At 31.8% G+C, this 22410-nt stretch carries 24 protein-coding genes and 1 other annotated feature; of the genes, 1 reads left to right on the top strand and 23 read right to left on the bottom strand.

The window, feature by feature from the left end; genetic code table 11:
• Nucleotides 1-12: 12 nt before the first annotated feature.
• From obgE to rpsP, 16 genes are all read right to left on the bottom strand, one after another.
• A complete protein-coding gene (gene obgE / locus EDD60_RS10580) occupies nucleotides 13-1299 on the bottom strand; it encodes a GTPase ObgE (RefSeq protein ID WP_066450976.1) in 1287 nt (428 codons plus the stop codon).
• 57 nt (nucleotides 1300-1356) lie between these two features.
• Complete coding sequence (gene rpmA, locus EDD60_RS10575) at nucleotides 1357-1641, bottom strand: 50S ribosomal protein L27 (RefSeq protein ID WP_066450981.1); 285 nt, start codon at nucleotides 1639-1641, stop codon at nucleotides 1357-1359.
• Between the two features lie 4 nt (nucleotides 1642-1645).
• A complete protein-coding gene (locus tag EDD60_RS10570) occupies nucleotides 1646-1969 on the bottom strand; it encodes a ribosomal-processing cysteine protease Prp (RefSeq protein ID WP_066450983.1) in 324 nt (107 codons plus the stop codon).
• Complete coding sequence (gene rplU, locus EDD60_RS10565) at nucleotides 1969-2331, bottom strand: 50S ribosomal protein L21 (protein ID WP_066450985.1); 363 nt, start codon at nucleotides 2329-2331, stop codon at nucleotides 1969-1971. Before rplU ends, EDD60_RS10570 begins: the two co-directional genes overlap by 1 nt.
• A gap of 19 nt (nucleotides 2332-2350) precedes the next feature.
• Nucleotides 2351-2419 (bottom strand) — a sequence feature (ribosomal protein L21 leader region).
• Nucleotides 2420-2524: 105 nt separating this feature from the next.
• The gene (gene xerC, locus EDD60_RS10560; protein ID WP_066450988.1) at nucleotides 2525-3430 is read right to left on the bottom strand and encodes a tyrosine recombinase XerC; all 906 of its coding nucleotides are present in this window, start codon (nucleotides 3428-3430) and stop codon (nucleotides 2525-2527) included.
• Entirely contained in the window at nucleotides 3423-4715 is a 1293-nt protein-coding gene (gene trmFO, locus EDD60_RS10555) for a methylenetetrahydrofolate--tRNA-(uracil(54)-C(5))-methyltransferase (FADH(2)-oxidizing) TrmFO (RefSeq protein WP_066450990.1), read from the bottom strand. The genes xerC and trmFO overlap by 8 nt, the downstream gene beginning before the upstream one ends.
• Before the next feature lie 45 nt (nucleotides 4716-4760).
• Entirely contained in the window at nucleotides 4761-6836 is a 2076-nt protein-coding gene (gene topA / locus EDD60_RS10550) for a type I DNA topoisomerase (protein WP_132226399.1), read from the bottom strand.
• A 48-nt stretch (nucleotides 6837-6884) separates the two neighbouring features.
• Entirely contained in the window at nucleotides 6885-7649 is a 765-nt protein-coding gene (gene dprA / locus EDD60_RS10545; RefSeq protein WP_066450992.1) for a DNA-processing protein DprA, read from the bottom strand.
• Between the two features lie 97 nt (nucleotides 7650-7746).
• Complete coding sequence (locus EDD60_RS10540; RefSeq protein ID WP_066450994.1) at nucleotides 7747-8373, bottom strand: ribonuclease HII; 627 nt, start codon at nucleotides 8371-8373, stop codon at nucleotides 7747-7749.
• Nucleotides 8358-9227, bottom strand: a complete 870-nt coding sequence (ylqF, locus tag EDD60_RS10535; RefSeq protein ID WP_066450996.1) for a ribosome biogenesis GTPase YlqF — start codon at nucleotides 9225-9227, stop codon at nucleotides 8358-8360. The genes EDD60_RS10540 and ylqF overlap by 16 nt, the downstream gene beginning before the upstream one ends.
• A gap of 10 nt (nucleotides 9228-9237) precedes the next feature.
• On the bottom strand, nucleotides 9238-9786 hold the full coding sequence (gene lepB, locus EDD60_RS10530; protein ID WP_066450998.1) for a signal peptidase I: 549 nt from the start codon (nucleotides 9784-9786) through the stop codon (nucleotides 9238-9240).
• A gap of 76 nt (nucleotides 9787-9862) precedes the next feature.
• On the bottom strand, nucleotides 9863-10213 hold the full coding sequence (rplS, locus tag EDD60_RS10525) for a 50S ribosomal protein L19 (protein WP_066451001.1): 351 nt from the start codon (nucleotides 10211-10213) through the stop codon (nucleotides 9863-9865).
• 111 nt (nucleotides 10214-10324) lie between these two features.
• On the bottom strand, nucleotides 10325-11047 hold the full coding sequence (trmD, locus tag EDD60_RS10520; RefSeq protein ID WP_066451014.1) for a tRNA (guanosine(37)-N1)-methyltransferase TrmD: 723 nt from the start codon (nucleotides 11045-11047) through the stop codon (nucleotides 10325-10327).
• Entirely contained in the window at nucleotides 11037-11540 is a 504-nt protein-coding gene (gene rimM, locus EDD60_RS10515) for a ribosome maturation factor RimM (RefSeq protein ID WP_066451008.1), read from the bottom strand. Before rimM ends, trmD begins: the two co-directional genes overlap by 11 nt.
• 38 nt (nucleotides 11541-11578) lie before the next feature.
• The gene (locus tag EDD60_RS10510; protein ID WP_066451011.1) at nucleotides 11579-11830 is read right to left on the bottom strand and encodes a KH domain-containing protein; all 252 of its coding nucleotides are present in this window, start codon (nucleotides 11828-11830) and stop codon (nucleotides 11579-11581) included.
• Nucleotides 11831-11844: 14 nt separating this feature from the next.
• The gene (gene rpsP / locus EDD60_RS10505) at nucleotides 11845-12129 is read right to left on the bottom strand and encodes a 30S ribosomal protein S16 (RefSeq protein ID WP_050635372.1); all 285 of its coding nucleotides are present in this window, start codon (nucleotides 12127-12129) and stop codon (nucleotides 11845-11847) included.
• Nucleotides 12130-12537: 408 nt separating this feature from the next.
• Here rpsP and EDD60_RS10500 point away from each other — a divergent pair, with 408 nt between their 5' ends.
• Nucleotides 12538-13872: an ISL3 family transposase gene (locus EDD60_RS10500; protein WP_132226398.1), complete on the top strand. Its 1335-nt coding sequence runs from the start codon at nucleotides 12538-12540 to the stop codon at nucleotides 13870-13872.
• 231 nt (nucleotides 13873-14103) lie between these two features.
• Here EDD60_RS10500 and EDD60_RS10495 read toward each other — a convergent pair whose 3' ends face one another.
• The 7 genes from EDD60_RS10495 to EDD60_RS10465 form a co-directional block, all read right to left on the bottom strand.
• The gene (locus EDD60_RS10495) at nucleotides 14104-14376 is read right to left on the bottom strand and encodes a hypothetical protein (RefSeq protein WP_066447797.1); all 273 of its coding nucleotides are present in this window, start codon (nucleotides 14374-14376) and stop codon (nucleotides 14104-14106) included.
• 269 nt (nucleotides 14377-14645) lie between these two features.
• Nucleotides 14646-16037 (bottom strand): signal recognition particle protein, encoded by a 1392-nt coding sequence (gene ffh, locus EDD60_RS10490; protein ID WP_066447799.1) that lies wholly within the window; start codon nucleotides 16035-16037, stop codon nucleotides 14646-14648.
• Between the two features lie 11 nt (nucleotides 16038-16048).
• A complete protein-coding gene (gene ylxM, locus EDD60_RS10485; RefSeq protein ID WP_066447803.1) occupies nucleotides 16049-16378 on the bottom strand; it encodes a YlxM family DNA-binding protein in 330 nt (109 codons plus the stop codon).
• Nucleotides 16379-16382: 4 nt separating this feature from the next.
• A complete protein-coding gene (gene ftsY, locus EDD60_RS10480) occupies nucleotides 16383-17360 on the bottom strand; it encodes a signal recognition particle-docking protein FtsY (protein ID WP_066447806.1) in 978 nt (325 codons plus the stop codon).
• Between the two features lie 12 nt (nucleotides 17361-17372).
• Nucleotides 17373-20315 carry a chromosome segregation protein SMC gene (locus EDD60_RS10475; protein WP_066447809.1) on the bottom strand — a complete coding sequence of 981 codons (2943 nt, stop codon included), beginning with the start codon at nucleotides 20313-20315 and terminating at the stop codon, nucleotides 17373-17375.
• Nucleotides 20316-20331: 16 nt separating this feature from the next.
• Nucleotides 20332-21726, bottom strand: a complete 1395-nt coding sequence (locus EDD60_RS10470; RefSeq protein ID WP_066447812.1) for a sensor histidine kinase — start codon at nucleotides 21724-21726, stop codon at nucleotides 20332-20334.
• Entirely contained in the window at nucleotides 21723-22397 is a 675-nt protein-coding gene (locus EDD60_RS10465) for a response regulator transcription factor (protein WP_066447814.1), read from the bottom strand. The genes EDD60_RS10470 and EDD60_RS10465 overlap by 4 nt, the downstream gene beginning before the upstream one ends.
• Between the last annotated feature and the right edge of the window lie 13 nt (nucleotides 22398-22410).

The following is a 22410-nucleotide window of genomic DNA, read 5'->3' as shown; positions in this document are numbered from 1 at the left end:
TTTACTCCCTATTTATTCATAGAATTCAAATTCAAAATCCAATATTGCAACCGTATCACCCGCTTGGACTCCAGCTACACGTAAAGCATCATCAAGTCCAATATTACGCATTTTTTGCGCAAAACGTTTAACTCCATCATCACTACCTAAAGATGACATTTGTAAGATTCGTTCAACTTTAGCACCTGTGACACGCCAATAACCATTACCTTCATTATGAATTTCAAATCCAACTTCATCTTCACTTTCATAAGTATAAAGAACGCTATTTTCAATTTCTTCTTCCTCAGTTGCAAATGATGGTGTCTTATCTAATAAATCAGCAATTGCATATAATGGTAAATCAACACCTTCATGAATCAAAGCAATAACTGGAAAAACTGGAATATCATCACCAATTTTTTCTTTAAATGCTTTTAAATTTTCATCAGCACCCGGTTCATCCATCTTATTAGCAATAATAATTTGTGGTCTTTCTAATAAACGATATTTATATTCACCAAGTTCTTTATTAATCGCAACATAATCATCATAAGGATCACGTCCTTCAGTTGCTCCCATATCCACAACATGAACAATAACACGACATCTTTCAATATGTCTTAAAAATTGATGTCCTAATCCTTTACCTTGACTTGCCCCTTCAATTAATCCTGGTAAATCTGCCATTACAAAAGAACGACCATCTTTGGCTTGAACAACACCTAAATTAGGGACAATTGTCGTAAAATGATAATCAGCAATTTCTGGCTTTGCTCGCGTTACAACTGATAAGAAAGTAGATTTTCCAACTGATGGGAATCCAACAAGACCAACATCAGCTAACAATTTCAACTCACATACTAAATTATGTTTTTCACCAGGTTCACCACGTTCACAAATAGTTGGTGCTGGGTTTCGACTTGTTGCAAATCGTGCATTTCCACGACCTCCACGTCCCCCTTTAGCAATCACAGCATGTTGTTTATCCTGAGTTAAATCAGCTAAAATTTTACCAGTATCTTCATCATAAATCACTGTTCCAACAGGAACTTTTAAAATCATATCAGCGGCATCAGCTCCATGCATCTTTTTCGCCATCCCTTGTTCACCACTTCTGGCTTTATACTCACGATGATATCTAAAATCTAAAAGTGTTGATAAAGATGTTGTGGCTTCAAATATAATACTTCCACCTTTTCCACCATCTCCACCGGCAGGACCACCTTTAGGTACATAAGCTTCTCGACGAAAGGCAACAACACCATCTCCGCCTTTTCCAGCTTCTACATAAATATTAACTTTATCTATAAATTTCACATTTTCACCTTCTTCCTTTCTTTTTCAAAAAAAGAACCCCAAATAAGGGGTTCCCCATTAAGCTACTGGGTAAACAGAAACTTTCTTTTTTGATCTTCCGTATCTTTCAAATTTAACAACACCATCTACTTTTGCAAATAATGTGTCATCTCCACCTTTACCAACATTTACACCAGGATGAATTTTTGTTCCTCTTTGTCTGTAAATGATAGAACCAGCTGTACAGAATTGTCCATCAGATAATTTAGCCCCTAATCTTTTAGATTCAGAGTCACGACCATTCTTAGTTGACCCAACTCCTTTTTTAGAAGCGAATAATTGTAAATCTAATTTAAACATCATGGTTTCATACCTCCATCTTTGTGATTTTCATGTATTTTGAATAAGACTCCTCAATTGTTTCAAGTATCGTTACAAATGTCTCTAGTACCACTTGTATCACTTCATCAAATTGATTTACCTTAATCTTAACAAAACCTTCTTGAACATCAATTGTTCCACGTCCCTGATCTAGAAAATGATTGTTAACCAACGCATTTGCTATTCCAACACAAGTTGTACTAACTCCTGCACAGACAAGATCTTTTCCATATTTAGCGCTATCCGCATGACCTGAAACCTGAATTTCTAAGATTTGTTGATTGTTTTCTTTAATTATAACTTGAATCATTATTCAGCAGCTTCAGTTGCAGCTTCTTCTTTTTTAGCAGCAGCTTTTCTAGCTGTTTTCTTAATATCTTCGATAACTAATTTTGTATAAGGTTGTCTATGACCTTGTTTCTTATGATAATGTTTTTTAGGATTGTATTTGTAGATTAATACTTTCTTTTCTTTTCCTTGTTTTTCAACTTTTGCTGTTACAGTTGCACCTTTGATATAAGGATTTCCGATTTTATTTGTTTTATCACCAATGAATAAAACTTTGTCTAAAACAACTGTTTCTCCTTCAGCAACATCTAATTTTTCTACAAAAATAGTATCTCCAACTTCAACTTTTAATTGTTTTCCACCAGTTTCAATAATTGCGTACATGATGTACCTCCTTCTTTTGTAATATTCTCAGACTCGCCAACCAAGGCAGCTAAGCTTTAATACCTTTTATGTGCGGTTGTAGCTAGAGGTCTACAACATTTGTATATTATCATTTTCAAGTGAATTCGTCAATGTTTTTTCAAAATAATTTTCCCATCTTTTTCTAGATATTAAAAATAGCACCTTAAAGATGCTATTGGCTTCTAGGATGTGCATGATCATACACTTCTTTTAAATGTTGATTCGTCACATGCGTATAAACTTGGGTTGTTGAAAGAGAACTATGCCCTAGTAATTCTTGAACAAGACGAATATCAACACCTTGTTGTAATAAATGTGTTGCAAAAGAATGACGGAAAGTATGCGGATGAATTTTTTTAGTTGGATCGTAGTTTTGAGTCACACGATTCACGATATCCTCAATACCACGATTAGTCATCTGTCCACCAAATTTATTAACAAAAACAAAATGATGTTCTTGATGTTTTTTAGCCATCAATTCAAGTCGTTCAGTTTCTAAATAATCTTGTAAACACTCTTTAGCAAAATCATGAAAAGGCACATAACGATCTTTTTTCCCCTTCCCATGAATCAATAATAACTGTCTGGAAAAATCAATCTGTGCTAATGTTAACTCTACAACTTCACGACAACGCAACCCTGAAGCATACATTAATTCTAACATTGCCTTATTTCTTTTTCCTAGTGGTGCTGTTATATCAATACTATCAAGTAAAGCAACCATTTCATCAATATATAAGAAATCCGGATTCCTTTGAGGTTCTTTCAATGAATCAACCAATAAAAAGGGATTATCATTAATATATTCTTGATTTTGTAAATAACGATAAAACCCTCTTAGACTACTCATCTTATGATTAATTGTTTTCGCTGATAGATTTTGTTGATGCAAAGATGATAAATAACCTCTTAAAAAAGAATATTGAACTTCAGATAAATCTTCAATACATTCCTCTCTTAAATAAAGAAAGAATTGTTCAATATCTCTTTGATAAGCTTGGATTGTCAAATCCGAATAATTCTTTTGGTATTTTAAAACATCAAGATATTCTTGCATACGTCCTCTAAAATCAGACATTTGCTAAAAACTCCTTCATTGTATCAATTGCTCGTGTTGCATAAGCTTGTTTCTTTTCTTTCTTTTTCACACGTGTTGCTAAATCTGGTAAAATTCCAAAATTTGCTTTCATCGGCTGAAAATGTGACTCATCGCCATGGGTAATATAATAAGCTAAAGACCCCATCACCGTTTCTCTTGGAAAAACAAGCAATGATTGTTGATTTAAATAACGCGCCATATTCATTCCTGCTACCATCCCACTTTGTGCCGATTCAACATATCCTTCTACCCCAGTCATTTGCCCTGCAAAGAATAAATCATCACGATCAATATATTGATATGTTTGTTTTAAGTAACGTGGTGAGCAAATAAAACAATTACGATGCATCACTCCATAACGAACTATCTTAGCATTTTCAAGACCAGGAATCATATGAATAATACGATCTTGTTCACCCCATTTTAAATGAGTTTGAAAACCAACAATATTATAAAGTGACCCAACCGCATTATCTTGTCTTAATTGAACAACTGCATGTGATCTTTTACCACCATCTTTTTCCAATCCAACTGGTTTCATCGGACCAAATAGAAGGGTTTGTTTCCCACGTCTTGCCATTTCTTCAAAAGGCATACAACCTTCAAAGAAGATTTCTTCAAAATCTTTTGGTTTGACAACTTCAGCTTGCATCAATGCATCATAAAAAGCATCGAATTCTTCTTCAGTCATAGGACAATTGATATATTCAGCATCACCTTTATCATAACGTGATTTATAATAAGCCTTATCAAAATCAATACTGTCTTTTGTTACAATTGGAGCAGCTGCATCATAAAAATAGAAATAATCTTCATGTAATAATTCTTTAATTGCATTTGATAATGGTTCACTTGTCAAAGGACCAGAAGCAATAATCGTTGGACCTTCAGGAATTTGAGTCACTTCTTCATGGATGACTTCAACCAAAGGATGTGAACTAATATATTCAGTAATTGCTTTAGCAAACCCTTCACGGTCAACTGCCAAAGATCCTCCAGCCGGAACTTGATGTTCTCTAGCAAACTTAATAATCAAACTATCATTCATACGCATTTCTTCTTTTAAAACTCCAACCGCATTATTGAGCCCATCAGCACGCAATGAATTTGAACAAACCAATTCAGCAAAATATTCACTTTTATGTGCATCAGTCATTTTGACTGGGCGCATTTCATATAAACGAACTGGAATCCCACGACGGACAAGCTGATGAACAGCTTCAACTCCAGCTAGTCCCGCTCCAATAACATTTACTTTTTCCATCACTATCAACTCTCTTTCATTTCAAAAAGCCCCATCAAGGGCTTTTTATTTAATAATTGTTTTACACTTTGGATATGCTGAACATGCCTTAAATTCACCATATCGACCTTTCTTAATCACAATTGGGCTTCCACAATTTGGACAAACTTCATCAGTCATCACTGGTTCAGCCTTTTTTTTCTCATTTTTAATATACTTACACTCAGGATAATTTGAACATGCTTCAAACTTTCCAAAACGACCTGTCTTATAAATCATTGGACTTCCACATTTTGGACAAGTCTCTCCAGTATATTCAATCTTTTCAGGTTCTTTTTTAATATACTTACAAGTTGGATAATTTGAACAAGCTACAAATGTTCCATAACGTCCTTTACGAATAACCAAATCCCCACCACATTCAGGACATTGTTCACCAGTTTTTTCTGGTTGAATTTGTTCCATCTTATCATAAGCATTTTCAAGTAAAGGTTCAAACTTATCCTCAAACTTTGTCAAAGCATTCACATAATTATCTTCACCTTCAGCAATTTCATCCAATTCTTGTTCCATTGATGCTGTATATTCTACATTGATAATACTATCAAAAAATTCAACCAATTTATCATTTGTTAAAACTCCAGATTCAGTTGGTTTAAATGCTTTATCAACCATTTCAACATATTGTCTTGTCACAATTGTATCAATAATACTTGCATAAGTACTTGGACGACCAATTCCTAATTCCTCTAATTCCTTAATCAACTTAGCTTCTGTATATCTTGCTGGTGGTTTAGTAAAATGTTGACTCTTTTGAATATCTTGACTCATCAATTTTTCGTCTACAACAACCACTGGTAAAATTTCATCACTTTGTTTTTCATAACTTCCATAAACTCTTAAATACCCATCAAAAGTAATGATTGATCCACTTGCCTTAAATTCATAACCATTATTATCTAATGCTAAACTTGTTGAATTTAATTTTGCTGGTGCCATTAAAGAAGCAACAGCACGTGCATAGATTAAAGAATATAATTTAAATTCATCAGCACTTAAGTATTCTTTCATGCTTTCTGGTGTACGCATTACACTTGTTGGACGAATCCCTTCATGGGCATCTTGAACATTTTCTTTCTTTTTAGAAACCTTAACACTTCCAACATAATCTTTTCCATACTTCTTTTCAATATAGTCTTTAGCTTCTTCAATAAATGTATCTGATAAACGAATTGAATCGGTTCTCATATAAGTAATTAAACCAACAGTTTCTTCACCAATATCAATACCTTCATAAAGCTTTTGAGCAATCATCATTGTACGCTTTGCTTTAAAATTCAACTTAGAAGAAGCTTCCTGTTGTAACGTTGAAGTAATAAATGGTGGTTTAGAGGCACGTTTCTTTTGTGTTTTCTTCACATCAGAAACAATAAATTCTTTATTCAATGATTCATAAACAGCTAGCGTTTGTTCTTCATTTTTTAATTCAATCTTTTTCCCTTGATATTTAGCCAGTTCCGCTTCAAAAGAAATATCATCTTTTTCAAATAATGCTTTAACCTTCCAATATTCTTCAGGAATAAATGCTTCAATTTCCTTTTCTTTTTCACAAATAAGTCTTAAAGCTACTGATTGAACACGACCCGCTGATTTTGATTTAATCTTCTTTTGTAATAATTTAGAAAGCTTAAATCCAATAATACGATCTAAAACACGTCTTGTTTCTTGAGATTTCACAAGATTTTGATCAATTGTTCGAGGATGATTTAAAGCATCAATAACCGCATCACGTGTGACCTCATTAAAAACCACTCGATTGCTTAGTGTTTGATCAATCCCTAAAACCTCTGCCAAGTGCCAAGAAATGGCTTCTCCTTCACGATCAGGGTCGGTTGCCAGATAAACATAATCAGCATCTTTTACACATTTCTTTAATTCCTTGACAACATCTTTCTTATCTTTATTTATCACATAGTTTGGTTTAAAACTATTTTCTACATCTACACCAAGACCACCTTTTCCCGTTGTGGCCAAATCTCTTATATGTCCTTTTGAGGAAGTCACTTCAAAATCAGAGCCTAAATATTTTTCAATTGTCTTTGATTTTGAAGGTGATTCGACAATTACTAAATTCTTACCCATTAATCTACCTCCTAGTTCACTCTATTATTAGGTCTTTTTTTCAATTTGTCAACCAAAATATTCATCTTCCAGAATATCTTGAATATTTGTTATTAATTTTGCACCTTGTTTAATCAATTCATTACAACCCTGAAAATCATCAAAACGACCTGGTACACAATAAATATTTTTGCCTTGTTCTAAGGCATAACCAGCTGTAATCATCGTTCCACTTTTCACTCTCGCTTCACTAATCAGCAAAGATTCTGATAATCCTGAAATAATCCGATTACGAAATGGAAACAAGCGTTTTTGTGGAGCAACCAGCCATGGATATTCACTCAATACCAAATGATTCTTTTTCATTTCTTCATAAATATCTCGATTTTCTTTAGGATAACAATAATCTATCCCAGTTCCTAAAACAGCAATCGTCTTTCCATTAGCAGCAATTGCACTTTTATGTGCAATCCGATCAACCCCACGAGCCATCCCACTTACAATCGTATAGCCTTCTTTGACCAACTGAGTTGTAAAGTTTTCAGTTGCTTTTTTACCATAATCACTCATTTCACGCATTCCAACAACACCGATGTTTTTTTGATTAACTAAGGAAATGTCCCCATAATAAAATAAGATAAATGGTGGACAGTTGATTTGTTTCAGTCTTTTTGGATAATCATCACTAAAGATTGTCGTATATTGACATTTTAACTTCTTCTTAAGTTCAAACTTTAAAGCATCATCAACTAATTCCTTTTTGGTTAAAGCCTCATAGATTTTCCTATAATCACCTTCATACTTTAATGCGAAATACAATAATAATTCTTCCATATATATTTTCCCTCCTACTACTATATACCCAAAAAATTTTCATTTTTCTTTTTTTTATTGAAAAAAAATAAAAAAATTATACTTTTTGTATAATTTTCTAAATCGGAAGGGTTAATTGTTCATTTAAAACATCAATGACAGGTTGAAAAGAACGACGATGAATAGGTGTAACTCCATATTGTTTTAAAGCTTCTTTGTGTTGTTTGGTTGGATAACCTTTATGCTTGGCAAAGCCATATTCAGGATAAATTTTATCATATTCTTTCATAATGCGATCACGTGTCACTTTTGCTAAAATACTCGCTGCACCAATACTCATTGATAAAGTATCTCCTTTAACAATGGCTAAGTGTTCAATCTGATCACCTAAAGGCATCGCATCACTTAATGCATAATCAGGCTCTATAGCAATATGCTCAATCGCATCTAACATCCCTTTTTTACTCGCTTGATAGACATTTAAACGATCTACATCCTCAACATCAATCACTTCAATTTGGTACGCTAAAGCATCACGAATAATAATATCATACAATTCTTCACGCTTTTTCTCTGATAATTGTTTAGAATCATTAATCAATTCATTATAATAACCTTTTTCAAAAATAACTCCACCTACAACTAAAGGCCCAGCCATTGGACCACGTCCTGCCTCATCAAGTCCAATCACATATTGTTTCCCTAAATCATAAGCCATTTTTTCAAATTTTAATCTTTCACACATGATGTATCCTCCCATGTGATTCTTCCAATACTACCATCATTAATTTCACTAAAGAATAGTTCAATCACACGGTCATAATCTGTTTCACCCTTTAATGGTTTAATCTTACGTAACTGAGCAATGTGATCAAATGTCTTTAAAACCCAGTCAGGATCTTCTAAATCAATTTCCAGTTGATAACGTTCTTTTAAAATTGAAGAATAATTTTGACTTAAATAAGTCATCGCTTCAATAAATAAATCATCTAATGGTAAAATATTTTGTTTAATAGAACCTATCATTGCAATATTTTTAGCAATATGTTCATCTTCAAATTTAGGCCATAAAACCCCTGGAGTATCAAACAATTCAAAATCTTTAGCTACTCTAATGATTTGCTGAGCTTTTGTAACACCTGGTTTATTCCCTGTGATTGTCGCTTTACGATTAGCTAAACGATTAATAAAAGTTGACTTCCCAACATTTGGAATTCCTAAAACCATTGCACGAATCGCACGTGGTTTTAATCCACGGGCAAGTTCTTTTTCCATTTTTTCTTTTAAAACATGTCGACATTTATCAATAATCTTTTGATATTCATTAAAATTCTTAAGATTAACACTCATTGCCTGATAACCTAATGATTCATAATATTGAACCCATTGTTTTGTAAGATTTTCATCTGCCATATCTTTTTTAGTTAAAACAATTAAACGTGGTTTATTTTTAATAATGTCATTAATCATTGGATTCTTTGATGAATAAGGTGCTCTTGCATCCACCAATTCAATCACAATATCAATAACCTTTATCTTTTCACTTATTTCCCTTTTGGCTTTTGCCATATGACCAGGGAACCATTGAATCTGTGCCATATGAATCCTCCTAATCTATCCATTGAATATCGCTAAAAGGATAAATCACCAATCCTTTTACTCCGATAATATCATCCAAAGTAAACGCTCCTAATTCCCTAGAATCAGTTGAACGCAAACGATTATCTCCCATTACAAAATATTTTCCTTCATCAACCTTCACTTTAAAATCATCCGTAAATTGAGAAACATTATATGTAATTTTAGATTGTTCAACAAAATCAGAATCCAAAAAATCCTGATTCATTTTCTCACCATTAATATACAATTCATCCTGTTTAAATTCAACTGTATCCCCAGGCATTCCAATCACTCTTTTAATAATCTTTTCATCTAGCTTATCACTATATAAAACAACAATATCAAAACGATGAATATTCTCCTCGCTTACACCAATAGCATTAATCATAGCCACGCTTTGATCATGTAAAGTATTTTCCATTGAAATTCCATCTATACGTACAGGAATCACAACAAACTTAAATATTGCAACTGTTAAAACTATGACTCCAAGCATTTCTAATAAAGAAGCTATCCATTTTTTCTTTTGTTTATCCATCATCATCACCTTTTCCTATTATACATGTAAATAAGCTAAAAAACTAGAAAAAAAGTATGGGATCTCCCCATACTTCTTATTTACGGATTTCTTTAATTCTAGCAGCTTTACCAGATAATCCACGTAAGTAATGTAATTTAGCTCTACGTACTTTACCGATTTTAACAACTTCAATTCTATCAATGATTGGTGAATGAATTGGGAAAGTTCTTTCTACACCAACTTGGTAAGAGATTTTTCTTACTGTGAAAGTTTCAGAAATTCCTCCACCTTTTTTAGCGATACAAACACCTTCAAATAACTGAGTACGTGTTTTGTCACCTTCTTGAATTTTTACATAAACTTTTACTGTATCCCCAGCTTTAAAATCAGGGATGTCTTTTCTTAATTGTTTCTTAGTAATTTCTTGTACTAATTGCATATTCATAATATGACTTCCTCCTTCACAAAATTTAGTCTACGAAGTTCATACGTTTTATAACCAGCGGAGCTTCTGCGTCCAAAGACTGAAATATATTATCATTTTTTCTTTATAAAATCAATCATTTTTTTGAATTTCTTGTAAAATTTTTAATTCTTCTTCACTAAACTCTCTATTTTGTAACAAATCAGGTCTTTTACGATATGTTTTTAAAAGTGACTGATGTAAACGCCATTTACGAATATTTTCATGATGACCACTCATTAAAACTTCTGGAACAACACTTCCATCATATTCATAAGGACGAGTATACTGCGGATATTCTAAAAGTCCATCACTAAAAGAATCATCTTCATGAGAAGTTTCTCGAATAGCGCCTTCTAATAAACGAATCACAGAATCACAAACAACCATACTGGCTAATTCGCCACCTGTTAAAACATAGTCACCAATTGATAATTCAACATCCACATAATCTCTAATTCGTTCATCAAATCCTTCATAATGTCCACAAATAATTATCAAATGTTTCTGCTCATGGGCTAATTTTTGACTATAAGCCTGATTAAGCGTTTGTCCCTGTGGAGACATTAAAATAACTAATGACTCCTTAGTTACCAAAGTTTTTAGACAATCCAAGATAGGCTGACACATCAAGACCATTCCTTGTCCTCCACCATAAGGATAATCATCAACTTTCTTATGCTTATTATCAGCAAATTCTCTAAAATCATGCACATTCACTTCAACAACTTTAGCATCAATTGCTCTTTTAATAATAGACGTGTTCAAAAAGCCTTCAAACATTTCGGGAAACAAAGAAAGAATATCAATCTTCATCATAAAAACCCTCAATCAAATGAACATCAATACGTTTGTTTTCAATATCTTCAGCTTCAACAAATGCATCAACATAAGGAATCATAATCTTTTGTTTTCCTTCAACTACCAAAAGATCATGATGTTCATAGAGCTGAATATCTTTTACCTTACCAATCAATTCACCCTGATTATAAACTTCACAACCAATCAAATCTCCAACATAATATTCGCCTTCATCCAATAAATCAACATCTTTATCAGCATACAGCAAACATCCCTTATATTTTTCTACCAAATTAATATCCTGATATCCTTCAAAACAAACCAAGACATGGCCTTTATGAAAACGATGACTTTTTACAATCATTTCTTTTTTTACACCATTTTCATCAATATAAAGATGTGCTCCCTTCGCAAATCTTTCTTCAATAAAATCAGTTGAAGTTTTAACCTTTAATTCACCTTTAATCCCATGTGTATTTACAATTTTTCCAACAATGACCTGTTCCATAATTTCCTCCTTGAAAAAAAATAGATGTGATATCACATCTATTCTCCATAAGATTCAAATTTGATATCTAATTTCTTGTCATTTAAGCGTCCACAAACAGACATTAATTGACGAATTGAATTAGCCATCATACCTTTTCTACCAATGAGTTTAGCGATATCTTCATGAGAAGCGTAAACATATAAAACAATTGTATCTTCTTCTAAAGAAGGCATTTGTCTCACTTCTAATTTATTTTTATCACTTACTAATTCACTAGCAATATCTTGTAAAGTTTTTACGTAGTCCACTTAAAATCACCAGCTTATTTCTTAGCTTTTGCAGCATCTTTAGCTTCAGCGAATTTTTTCATGATACCTTTTTGACTTAATAAATTTCTTACAGTATCAGAAGGTTGAGCACCTTTGTTTAACCATGCTAAAACTTCTTCTTCTTTGATTGTTACTACTGCAGGATTTTGTCTAGGATCATAAGTTCCTAATTGTTCAATGAAACGTCCATCTCTTGGCATTCTTGAATCTGCAGCCACAATTCTATAAAATGGTGATTTTTTAGCACCCATTCTTTTTAATCTAATTTTTACAGCCATAATATTTCCTCCGTTATTTTAGTTTGCCTACATATAATACCATAAATATTTTATCTGTCAAGTATTTTTACTTAACACTTGTATTTTCTGCATTACTATTTACTAATAGTTTCAAGAACAAGACATAAAATTATATTTTTATTGAATAAAAACTCAATACTCAATTCAGCAGATAAATTCCAAACAATAAAATAATCAGATAAAAAACATACTAATTATAAAAGTAAATAAACAAAATAAAAAGAGAAATTTAAATTAGTGTGGGGTCAACCCTTTGGTCTACAATTCCGTGGGGTGTCCCTTTTTTTATCTCTAAATTTTAAAGGGGTCTCCTTCATATTAAAAAAATCCTTTCATGATATGATATTTTTGCAGAAACAACCATATATGAAAGGAAAGTTTTAACTCATGGATTATGATACTATAAATTTACTTGGTTTACAACCTGATGATATTCAAGATTTAAACATTGCAAGAACTGATAATACCGTTTTTATTAATGTCACTTTATCCAGAAAAATTAAGCCTTGTCCCTGCTGTGGCAGTTTAAATGCAAATATCAAAGATTACAAGATTAAAAAAATCACTCATTCTATTTTCAACACAAATAACACCTATATCAATTACAGATGCAGAAGATTTATATGCAATGATTGTCATAAGTCTTTTCTTGAAGATAATCCTTTCATTGCTGCTAGACAAAGAATTTCCAACGCTACAATTATACAGGTTCTCAAGGACTGTAAGAGATTGAATTATACCTTTACTTCTATTGCTGAAAAAAATCATATCTCTACTTCTTCTGTTGTCAATATTTTTGATCAGTATGTCACCATGCGTCCTAACCCACTTCCTAGAGTTCTTTCAATTGATGAATTTTATCTAGGCAGAACCTGGGATAATAAATTTGCTTGTATCTTCATTGATTGGGAAACAAGTCAGATTATCGATATATTTCCAAGCAGGAAAAAATTCAAGCTCTATTCTTATATGCAGTACATCAATAAAAGTGAATTCAGTAATGTTAAATATGTAAGCATTGATATGAACACAACCTACGGAGATTTTGCCTATCATCATTTTAAGAACTGTATTGTCATGGTCGATTCATTTCATGTCGTAAAAAATATTAACGATGCATTAAAGAATGTACGAATTCATGTTATGTCCAAGCAAGATAAGGACAGCGTTAATTATTATTTGCTGAAACATTGGAATCACCTTCTCATGAAACGAAAAGGAGACATTGAAGATAATATTCCTCAATACAATAAGAAAATCGGCTATGCCATAAACAAGCCTCAAATACTTGAATTGATGCTCAAGATTGATCCATTATTAAAAAATGCATATGAATGGAAAGAAGACTATCTTGACTTCAACGAAGACTATACATATAAAAATGCAGCTAAGAGATATGATGAATTATATAATGAATTAGTCAAATTGAATATGAATGAGTTTAAGGATGTTGTTGGATTTTTAAAAAACTGGAGAACTGAAATTTTGAATTCTTTCATTCTTATTGGTCAAAGAAGAATATCAAATGGTCCAATAGAATCAATTAACGGAAGAATAAAAGTTCTTTTGAAAACATCATTAAAATATAAGAACTTTGAAAGATTAAGAAGCCGTATAATGTACTGCATAAATAAAGATTCCTTACCTCTATTGACAAATAAAAAGAAGACAAATAGAGAGCCTGGAAAAGAAAGAGGAAATTATAAGAAAAATAAAAAATAATCATTAGAAATGGCTGTTTCTGTAGAATAAAAGTATCATTCTTAACCCCATGGTTTTGAATGATACTTTCTTCACTTTAAACACGTGTGGGGTCAATAAAACCCCACGTTATTTTTGAGTCTCGTTTTTACAAACCCCGCGGAAATTTAGAGACCCATAAAAAGGTATAAATATAGTGATAGAATAATTCACTATATTTATACCTTTATTTGATACTTGATATAATTCTCTTTATTTTCTGATTTCAATATGTTTTTTTAAAGCGATAATAATTACACATATAATGAATACAAAAATAGCTTTATAGGTGTATAATAAACCATAAACTTCTGGATATGCACTTGCAACACCTACTTTTGGTTGAATAGAATAATAAATAAAATTCGCAATAATTGCAACAAAATTGAATCCAAATAGAATCTTAGTCATTTTTAATGAACATTTAAAATGCAAACATATACATAATATGCAAATTGAAATAACGCATAATATTATATCATTCATCACAGCCCCTCCTTTTTAGCTCACTATTCAAAACTATTTATATAATCATTATCAATATTTATATTACTCGTTCTATTATCCTTATCATCTAACAAGCTATAACTTGAACTACCTGAGAAAGTTGGATATTTACATAGTATCTTATCAGAAGAAGTATGGTAATGAAGATAATCTCTTGTTTTTGATTCTTTCGCATTTAAGAGTTACAAAATAAAAGCAACAGATATAAACTTATATTTTTCTCTATCCATCGCTTTCTATTTCATACATTATTTTTTCTTTTTCTTCTTATGTCTTTCTTTTTTACGATAAGGATTAAAAGTCATGTTTTGTTTAGGTTTTTGAGTAGGCATACCAGTCACTGGATCTAAATTACCCATTTGTTTCATCATTTGTCTAGAGGCTTCAAACTGTTTAATCAAACGATTGACATCAGCCACACTACGTCCACATCCTTTAGCAATTCTTTCTTTACGCTTAGCATTTAAGATATCAGGATTACGACGTTCTTCCTTAGTCATTGAATAGATAATAGATTCCGTCATTTTTAATTTTTTATCAGTATCTTCATCATTAATTTCAGGCATTTTTGGCATTCCTGGAATCATTTTTAAGATTCCTGATAATGGTCCTAATTTACGAACCTGATGCATCTGATCAAGCATATCATCTAAACCAAATGTTCCTTGTTGCATCTTTTGGAATGTTTTCATTGTGTCTTTTTCATCATAGACATCTTGAACTTTTTCAACTAATGAAACAACATCCCCCATTCCCAAGATTCTATCTGCCATACGATCTGGGTAGAACAAATCAATTGCATCTAATTTTTCACCAGTCCCAATAAATTTAATTGGTACATGTGTAATATGACGTACAGATAATGCACCCCCACCACGAGAGTCACCATCTAACTTCGTTAAAACGGCCCCAGTAATTCCTAAATGATCATTAAATGATTGAGCAACATTAACAATATCTTGCCCTGTTAACGCATCAACAACCAATAAGATTTCACTTGGATTGACGATTCCTTTAATATTTTGTAATTCTTGCATTAATGGTTCATCAATATGTAAACGACCAGCGGTATCGATTAAAACAACATCATGATGATTGGCATATGCATAGTTCATAGCTTCACTGACAATTTGTTCAGCTGAGATATCTGTTCCTTTTTCAAAGACAGGAATGTCTAATTGTTGTCCTAATGTTTTTAATTGGTCAACCGCAGCAGGACGATAAATATCGGCTGCAACGAGTAATGGTTTTTTACTATATTTATTAACTAATAACTTAGCAATCTTTCCAGAAGTCGTTGTTTTCCCTGACCCCTGTAACCCAACCATCATAATCACTGTTGGAGTTTTTGATAAATTCAACTCACTAACACTTGTTCCTAATAATTCTACCAATTCATCATGAACAATTTTAACAACAACTTGTCCAGGTTTTAAAGAACCTAAAACATCTTGTCCTAATGCTTTTTCCTTTGTATTGGCAATAAATTCCTTAACAACTTGGAAGTTAACATCTGCTTCAAGTAATGCTAATCTAATCTCACGAAGCATCTCATCCATGTTTTCTTCAGTTAATGTTGCTTGCCCTCTAATTTTCTTTAAACTCTCTTGTAATCTTTCTGAAAGAGACTCAAAAGCCATAATTCACCCTCCTATATCTTCTTTAACATTTCTAGATAATCATTTAATTCTTCTCTTGATGTTTCTTGTTCAGCTTCAATCCTTTGAATTAAATCCATTCTTTGAATATGCTTTTCAAGTAAATGTAATTTCTTTTCATAATCTTCTAAAGATGCTACTGCTCTTTTTAAATTATCATAAACAGCATTACGTGAGACATCTAAATCCTCAGCAATCTCTGCTAATGAAAAATCTTCTTCATAATACAGCATCAAATATTCTTTTTGTTTATCCGTTAATAATTCCTCATAACAATCCATCAACAAATTTACTCTTTGTTTCTTTTCTAAATTTGATTCCATATCATTACTCCATTAAATTCTTGCATAAACCATAGATATATTGTTCAAGATCAAATTCTTGTAAATCATCCATGCTTTCTCCAAGACCAATGAATTTAACTGGAATATTTAATTTATCTTTGATTGATAAAACAATTCCACCTTTGGCAGTTCCATCCATCTTCGTTAAAACAATTCCTGTAATATCTGTGATTTTAGAAAACTCTTGTGCTTGAGAAATACCATTTTGACCAGTTGTTGCATCAACCACCAATAGTGTCTCCTGTGGTCCAGCAGGAACAACACGTTTAATAATACGATTCATTTTTTCTAATTCGTTCATTAAATTGACTTTATTTTGTAGACGTCCTGCAGTATCACAAATTAAAACATCAACATTCTTTTCTTTGGCTTGATTTAAAGCATCAAAGACAACCGATGAAGGATCTCCACCTTCTTTTCCTTTAATACATTCAATTCCTAAACGATCAGCCCAAACTGCTAATTGATCAATCGCTCCAGCTCTAAATGTATCACCAGCAGCTACCATAACAGATTTTCCTTCTTGTTTCATCATATGTGCAAGTTTCGCAATTGTCGTTGTTTTTCCTGCTCCATTGACTCCAACCATCAAGATAACTGTTAAATCATTATCATCATAATTAATCTTTGTTGTCATATAAGAATCATTAGCATAAATAACAAACATTTTATCGACAATAATATCATTAATCATTTGTGGGTCTTTAATATTTTGTAAACGCACTTCTTTTTTAATTTCATCAACAATGGTCATAACCATTGAAACACCAACATCACTCATAATCAAGATATTTTCTAATTCTTCAAAATAATCATCATCAATCTCACGATAACGTGCTGCTAATTCATTAATCTTTGATGAAAGTGATGATCCAGATTTATCCAATCCAGCAACATATTTCTCATTTTGCTTAGCCGAATTACCAACAATTGCTTCTTTAATCTTACTAAAAAATCCCATTGTTATTCCTCCTTATGCACCAGCCAAGTCAATTGCATCTTTCAATTTAACACTGACTAGCTTTGTAACCCCTTTTTGTTGCATTGTTGCACCATATAATAAATCACATTCTTCCATTGTTCCTTCTCTATGCGTTACAACAATAAATTGGGTTTGGGTTGAAAACTCTCTTAAATATTTTGCAAATCTTTCAACATTCGCAACATCCAATGCAGCTTCAACTTCATCTAAGATACACATTGGAACTGGTCGAACACGCAAGATTGCAAATAAACATGAAATGGCAATCAAAGCCTTTTCGCCCCCAGAAAATAAAGTAATATTTTGGACGGCTTTTCCTGGCGGCTGCACATCAATATCAATTCCAGTTTCTAAAATGTTATCAGGATCACTGTATCTTAATTCAGCTTTTCCTCCACCAAAAAGATTTCTAAAGACAATATTAAACTCTTTATTAATCTTTTCAAAGGTTTCACCAAAACGACTAATCATAATTTCATCCATCTCATCAATTGCCTTTAAGATACTATCTTGTGCATTGATTAAATCTAATCTTTGACTATTCAATGTTTCATAACGGGTTGAAACTTCTTGATAATCTTCAATCGCCTGTAAATTAACATTCCCTAAAGAATCAATTTTATGACGCAATAAACGAACATTTTCTTTTGCTTCACCCATATTGATTTCTTGTGTATATTCTTCCTTAGCAAATTCATAAGTCATCTTATATTCATCATTTAAACGCAATAAATAATTAGATAACTCAGTTTCTTGTTTAGCTTTATTGACTTGTTTTTGAGTCATTTCCGATTGAATTTCTCTTAAATGAGCACGTGATGCTCTTAGAGTTTCTTCTAATTTATCATTTTCATTGACAAAACTCATACGTAATTCACGTTTTGCTTGAATAGATTCAGTTAAACGATCACGTAATTTCTTTGCTTCATTTAATTCATTAATCAATTGATTATCTTGAGCACCACTTTCAATCTCTGATAATTCAACACTACGATGAGTTAAACTTTCATATTCACTCTTAGCCACTTGAAGTTCACTTTTCTTATTTGTAACTACAACTTCAAGCTTAGCAAATGACATTTGTTTTTGCAATAAATGATGAGAAATTTCTCTTGCTAAATTGTCCAATTCATTCAATTTTGCTTTTTTATGATTAATTTCTTTTTCTTGACTCACAATTGTCTCTTTAATCATCTCTAACTCACGTTTACTCGCAAAGTTCGATGATTGTGATTTATTTGTTCCACCAGTTAAAGAACCACCAATATTAACAACCTCACCATCCATTGTCACAACTTTATATCTAGCAAAAGTAGCACGTGATAAAGCTGATGCATGTTTTAAAGTATCAACCAAGATAATATTCCCTAGCTGATTCAAAACAACACTTTCAATCTCTTGAGGATAACGAACAAAATCACTCATCACCCCTAAATAACCATCAAAATTTTGACATACCATCAAATGATCATCTCTTAAACTTCGAGGTTTCATCACTTCAACAGGTAAAAAAGTCGCACGCCCTGATTTATTTTCTTTTAAGAAATGAATCGCTTCTCTAGCATCTTGATCTGTCTTTGTGACAATAAACTGTACTGCCCCAGCCAAAGCTGTCGTTAAAGCAGTTTCGTATTGAGCATCACTTTCTAATAAATCACCTAAAACTCCAATGATTCCTGATAAAGAATCTTTAGCCTTCATGATTGAACGGACACCATAACTATAGCCAGACTTATTTTCAACAATATCAACCAATTGTTCTCTACGATTTCGATTGTTATGTAATTGAAGATTTAAGTTTTCAATATTTTGACGTAATGCCATCATTTCACTACGATTCTTTTCTTGTGCAGCTTCTAAATCTAACTTTTCTTCTTTGGTTTCTTTATATCGATTAACACGATCATTATATTCATTAACAGCATCTTGTAAAATAGCTCTCATCTGAGCAATACGTGCCTGTAAATCTTCTTTATCTGTATTTTCTAAAATATGTTTACGATTGGTATCAATTTCAACTTTTTGAGTTTCTAATTCATTAACATTATTCATAGCTGTTAATAATTGTCCTTGTAACCCATTGACTTCTTGATCCAAATCATACATCTTCTTTTTTAAGGTTTCATTTTGTTGTTCATTTAAAAGAATCTGACCTTCAATAGTTACTTTTTCTTTATCTAAAGAATCCAAAGAATCATTTAATTCTTTTAAAGATGCAGATAAATTTTCAATTTCCTTAACCAACACACTCACTTCAATAGACTGCAATTGATCCTTTAATTCCAAATAAACTTCAGCCTTTTCTTTTTGCCTTCTTAATGGCGCAATTTGTTTTTCTAACTCTAAACAAATATCCTCAACTCTATCTAAATTATCCTTTGTTCTCTCTAATTTACGAATAGACTCCAACTTACGCTTTTTATATTTTGCAACACCGGCTGCTTCTTCAAACATCCCACGTCTTTCTTCTGGCTTACTATCAGCAAAACTAGAAATATTTCCTTGTGAAATAATTGATAAAGAATCACGCCCTAACCCTGTATCCATAATTAAATCAATAATATCTTTTAAACGACATGGTTCACGATTAATCAAATATTCAGCTTCATTATTTTGACGATAAAGACGTCTTGTAATTTCAACTTCATTATAATCAAAATTCATAAAACGATCTTCATTATCAAAAACCAATGTTACCTCAGCAACACTTTGTGCTTTACGATCTTCACTTCCATTAAAAATAACATCAGACATATTAGAACCACGTAACGATTTAACTGATTGTTCACCTAAAACCCATCTTACAGCATCACTGATATTGGATTTACCACAACCATTTGGACCAACAATTCCCGTAATTCCTGGCTGAAATTCAATAACTGATTTATCTGCAAATGATTTAAAACCATGTAATTCTATTTTCTTTAAATACATAGATTTCTTTCCTTTCCTATGAATGATTATCTCTGTCTTTTTTCATCAATCTTTCACTCAAATGGAAAGATCTGACTTGTGGTAATTTAACTATAAATTGACTACCACCATCTTCTCTTGACTTAACATCAATCGTTCCTTGATGTAAATCAACAATCCTTTTAACAATCGATAACCCTAAGCCATTTCCTTCCACACTTCTCGATTTATCTTGTCGATAAAACCTTTCAAAAATATGCGAAATCGCTTCTTTACTCATTCCTACACCGGTATCTTCGATACTTACTTCTACTTCTTTTGTTGTCTTTTTCACACTAATAGTGACAACCCCATTTTCATTCGTATACTTAATCGCATTATTCACCAGATTAATCCAAACCTGTTCTAATCGTGATTCATCTGCTTCAATAAGAATATCATTTTTAGGAATATCAAATTCTATCTCAATATTCTTACTTATTGCTAAATTATCCTGTGTTTCAATCACACGATTTAATTGTTCAATCAATGAAAATTCACTGACTTCTAATTTCACATCTTCACCATCTAGGATTGTTAATTGTAACATATTCCTAGATAAAGTCGATAAACGTTTACTATGAAACAAGATAATATCTGCATATTTTTGTCGTTGTTCATCTGTTAACTTTTCATTTTTTAAAATTGTAGCAAAACCTTGGATTGCTGTTAAAGGCGTTTGAAACTCATGAGAAACATCAGAAATAAATTGTTGCCTCGTTTCTTCTTGTTTTGCTAATTGTTGAGCCATTTGATTAAAACTGCGATTCAAACGAGCAATTTCATCATTTCCACTATAATTAACACGAACACGATAATTTCCCTTAGACAATTCATTAGTTGCTTTATTTAAACGTGAAATTGGTTTAACAATAATATCAGCAATAACCAAGAAAGTAATACTTCCCGCAATTAACATACAAAAAACAGCAATCATTGCAGAATCAATAAAAATCATTTGTTTTTTACCAATATCTTTTTGGACAAAGACAATATATTGTTGACCATTCACTTCAAATGATTTTGCTAACTTACGCATTGAAGAATCATGTAAAGTAATGGTTTTACCTAATTGATTTTCTAATAATTGATGTTCTTTATTCGTCAATTGACGACCCGTCAATGTTCCATAAACTTCTTTATGATTTTGACTTTCAATGGAAAAAGAAACTTCAGAAGTTGAAGCATAACCATTTAAAACTTTTGGTAAATTTTCATTATCAATTAATTGTAAAAAATCAGCAATTAATTCAGTTGAATTTTCTAATTCCTCAACTGTCAAACGACTCAATTCATCAGAATTCTTACGCAATGAAAAATATCCAGCAATTGAAAAACTAAACAAAATACTTGCTAAAAATCCTAAGATTAATTTCCCATAGATGGATTTCATTGTTCAACCTCAATCTTATATCCTAATCCTCTCACTGTTACAACCTTAAATCCAGGTAAATGTCCTAAGTTTTCACGAATACGTTTGATATGAACATCAACAGTACGATCGAATCCATCATAATCCATTCCCCAAATTTTTTCAATCAATTGTTCACGAGTAAAAATTTGATTAGGGTTTTTAGCTAACTCAAAAGCTAATTCAAATTGTTTTAATGGCAAATGAATAGTCTCATCATGATAACGTATTTCATATTTATCACCATCAAAAATAACATCTTTAATTTGAACAATATTCTGACTATTAATACTATAACGTTTTAAAATTGTTTTCACTCTCGCTAATAATTCATCAGGATCAAAAGGTTTTGTAACATAATCATCAATTCCTAAAGAAAAACCTCTTAATTTATCAGCCGATTGTGATTTCGCAGTTAACATAATAACTGGAATATCTTTAAATTCCTTCATTTCTTCAACAAGTTGAAAACCATCCATAACTGGCATCATAATATCAACAATTGCTAAATCAATATATTCATTTTCTAATATCTCTAAAGCTTTTTGTCCTGTTTCAGCTTCAGCCACAGAAAAGCCTTCTTTATCTAAATAAAAACGTATCAACTCTCTAATATGTTCTTCATCATCTACAACTAAAATTTTAGATTTCATGATTATCCACCTC

The sequence above is a fragment of the Longibaculum muris genome (genome assembly GCF_004343035.1).
Taxonomy (GTDB): domain Bacteria; phylum Bacillota_I; class Bacilli_A; order Erysipelotrichales; family Coprobacillaceae; genus Longibaculum; species Longibaculum muris.
This window is presented reverse-complemented; position numbering and strand designations above follow the sequence as displayed.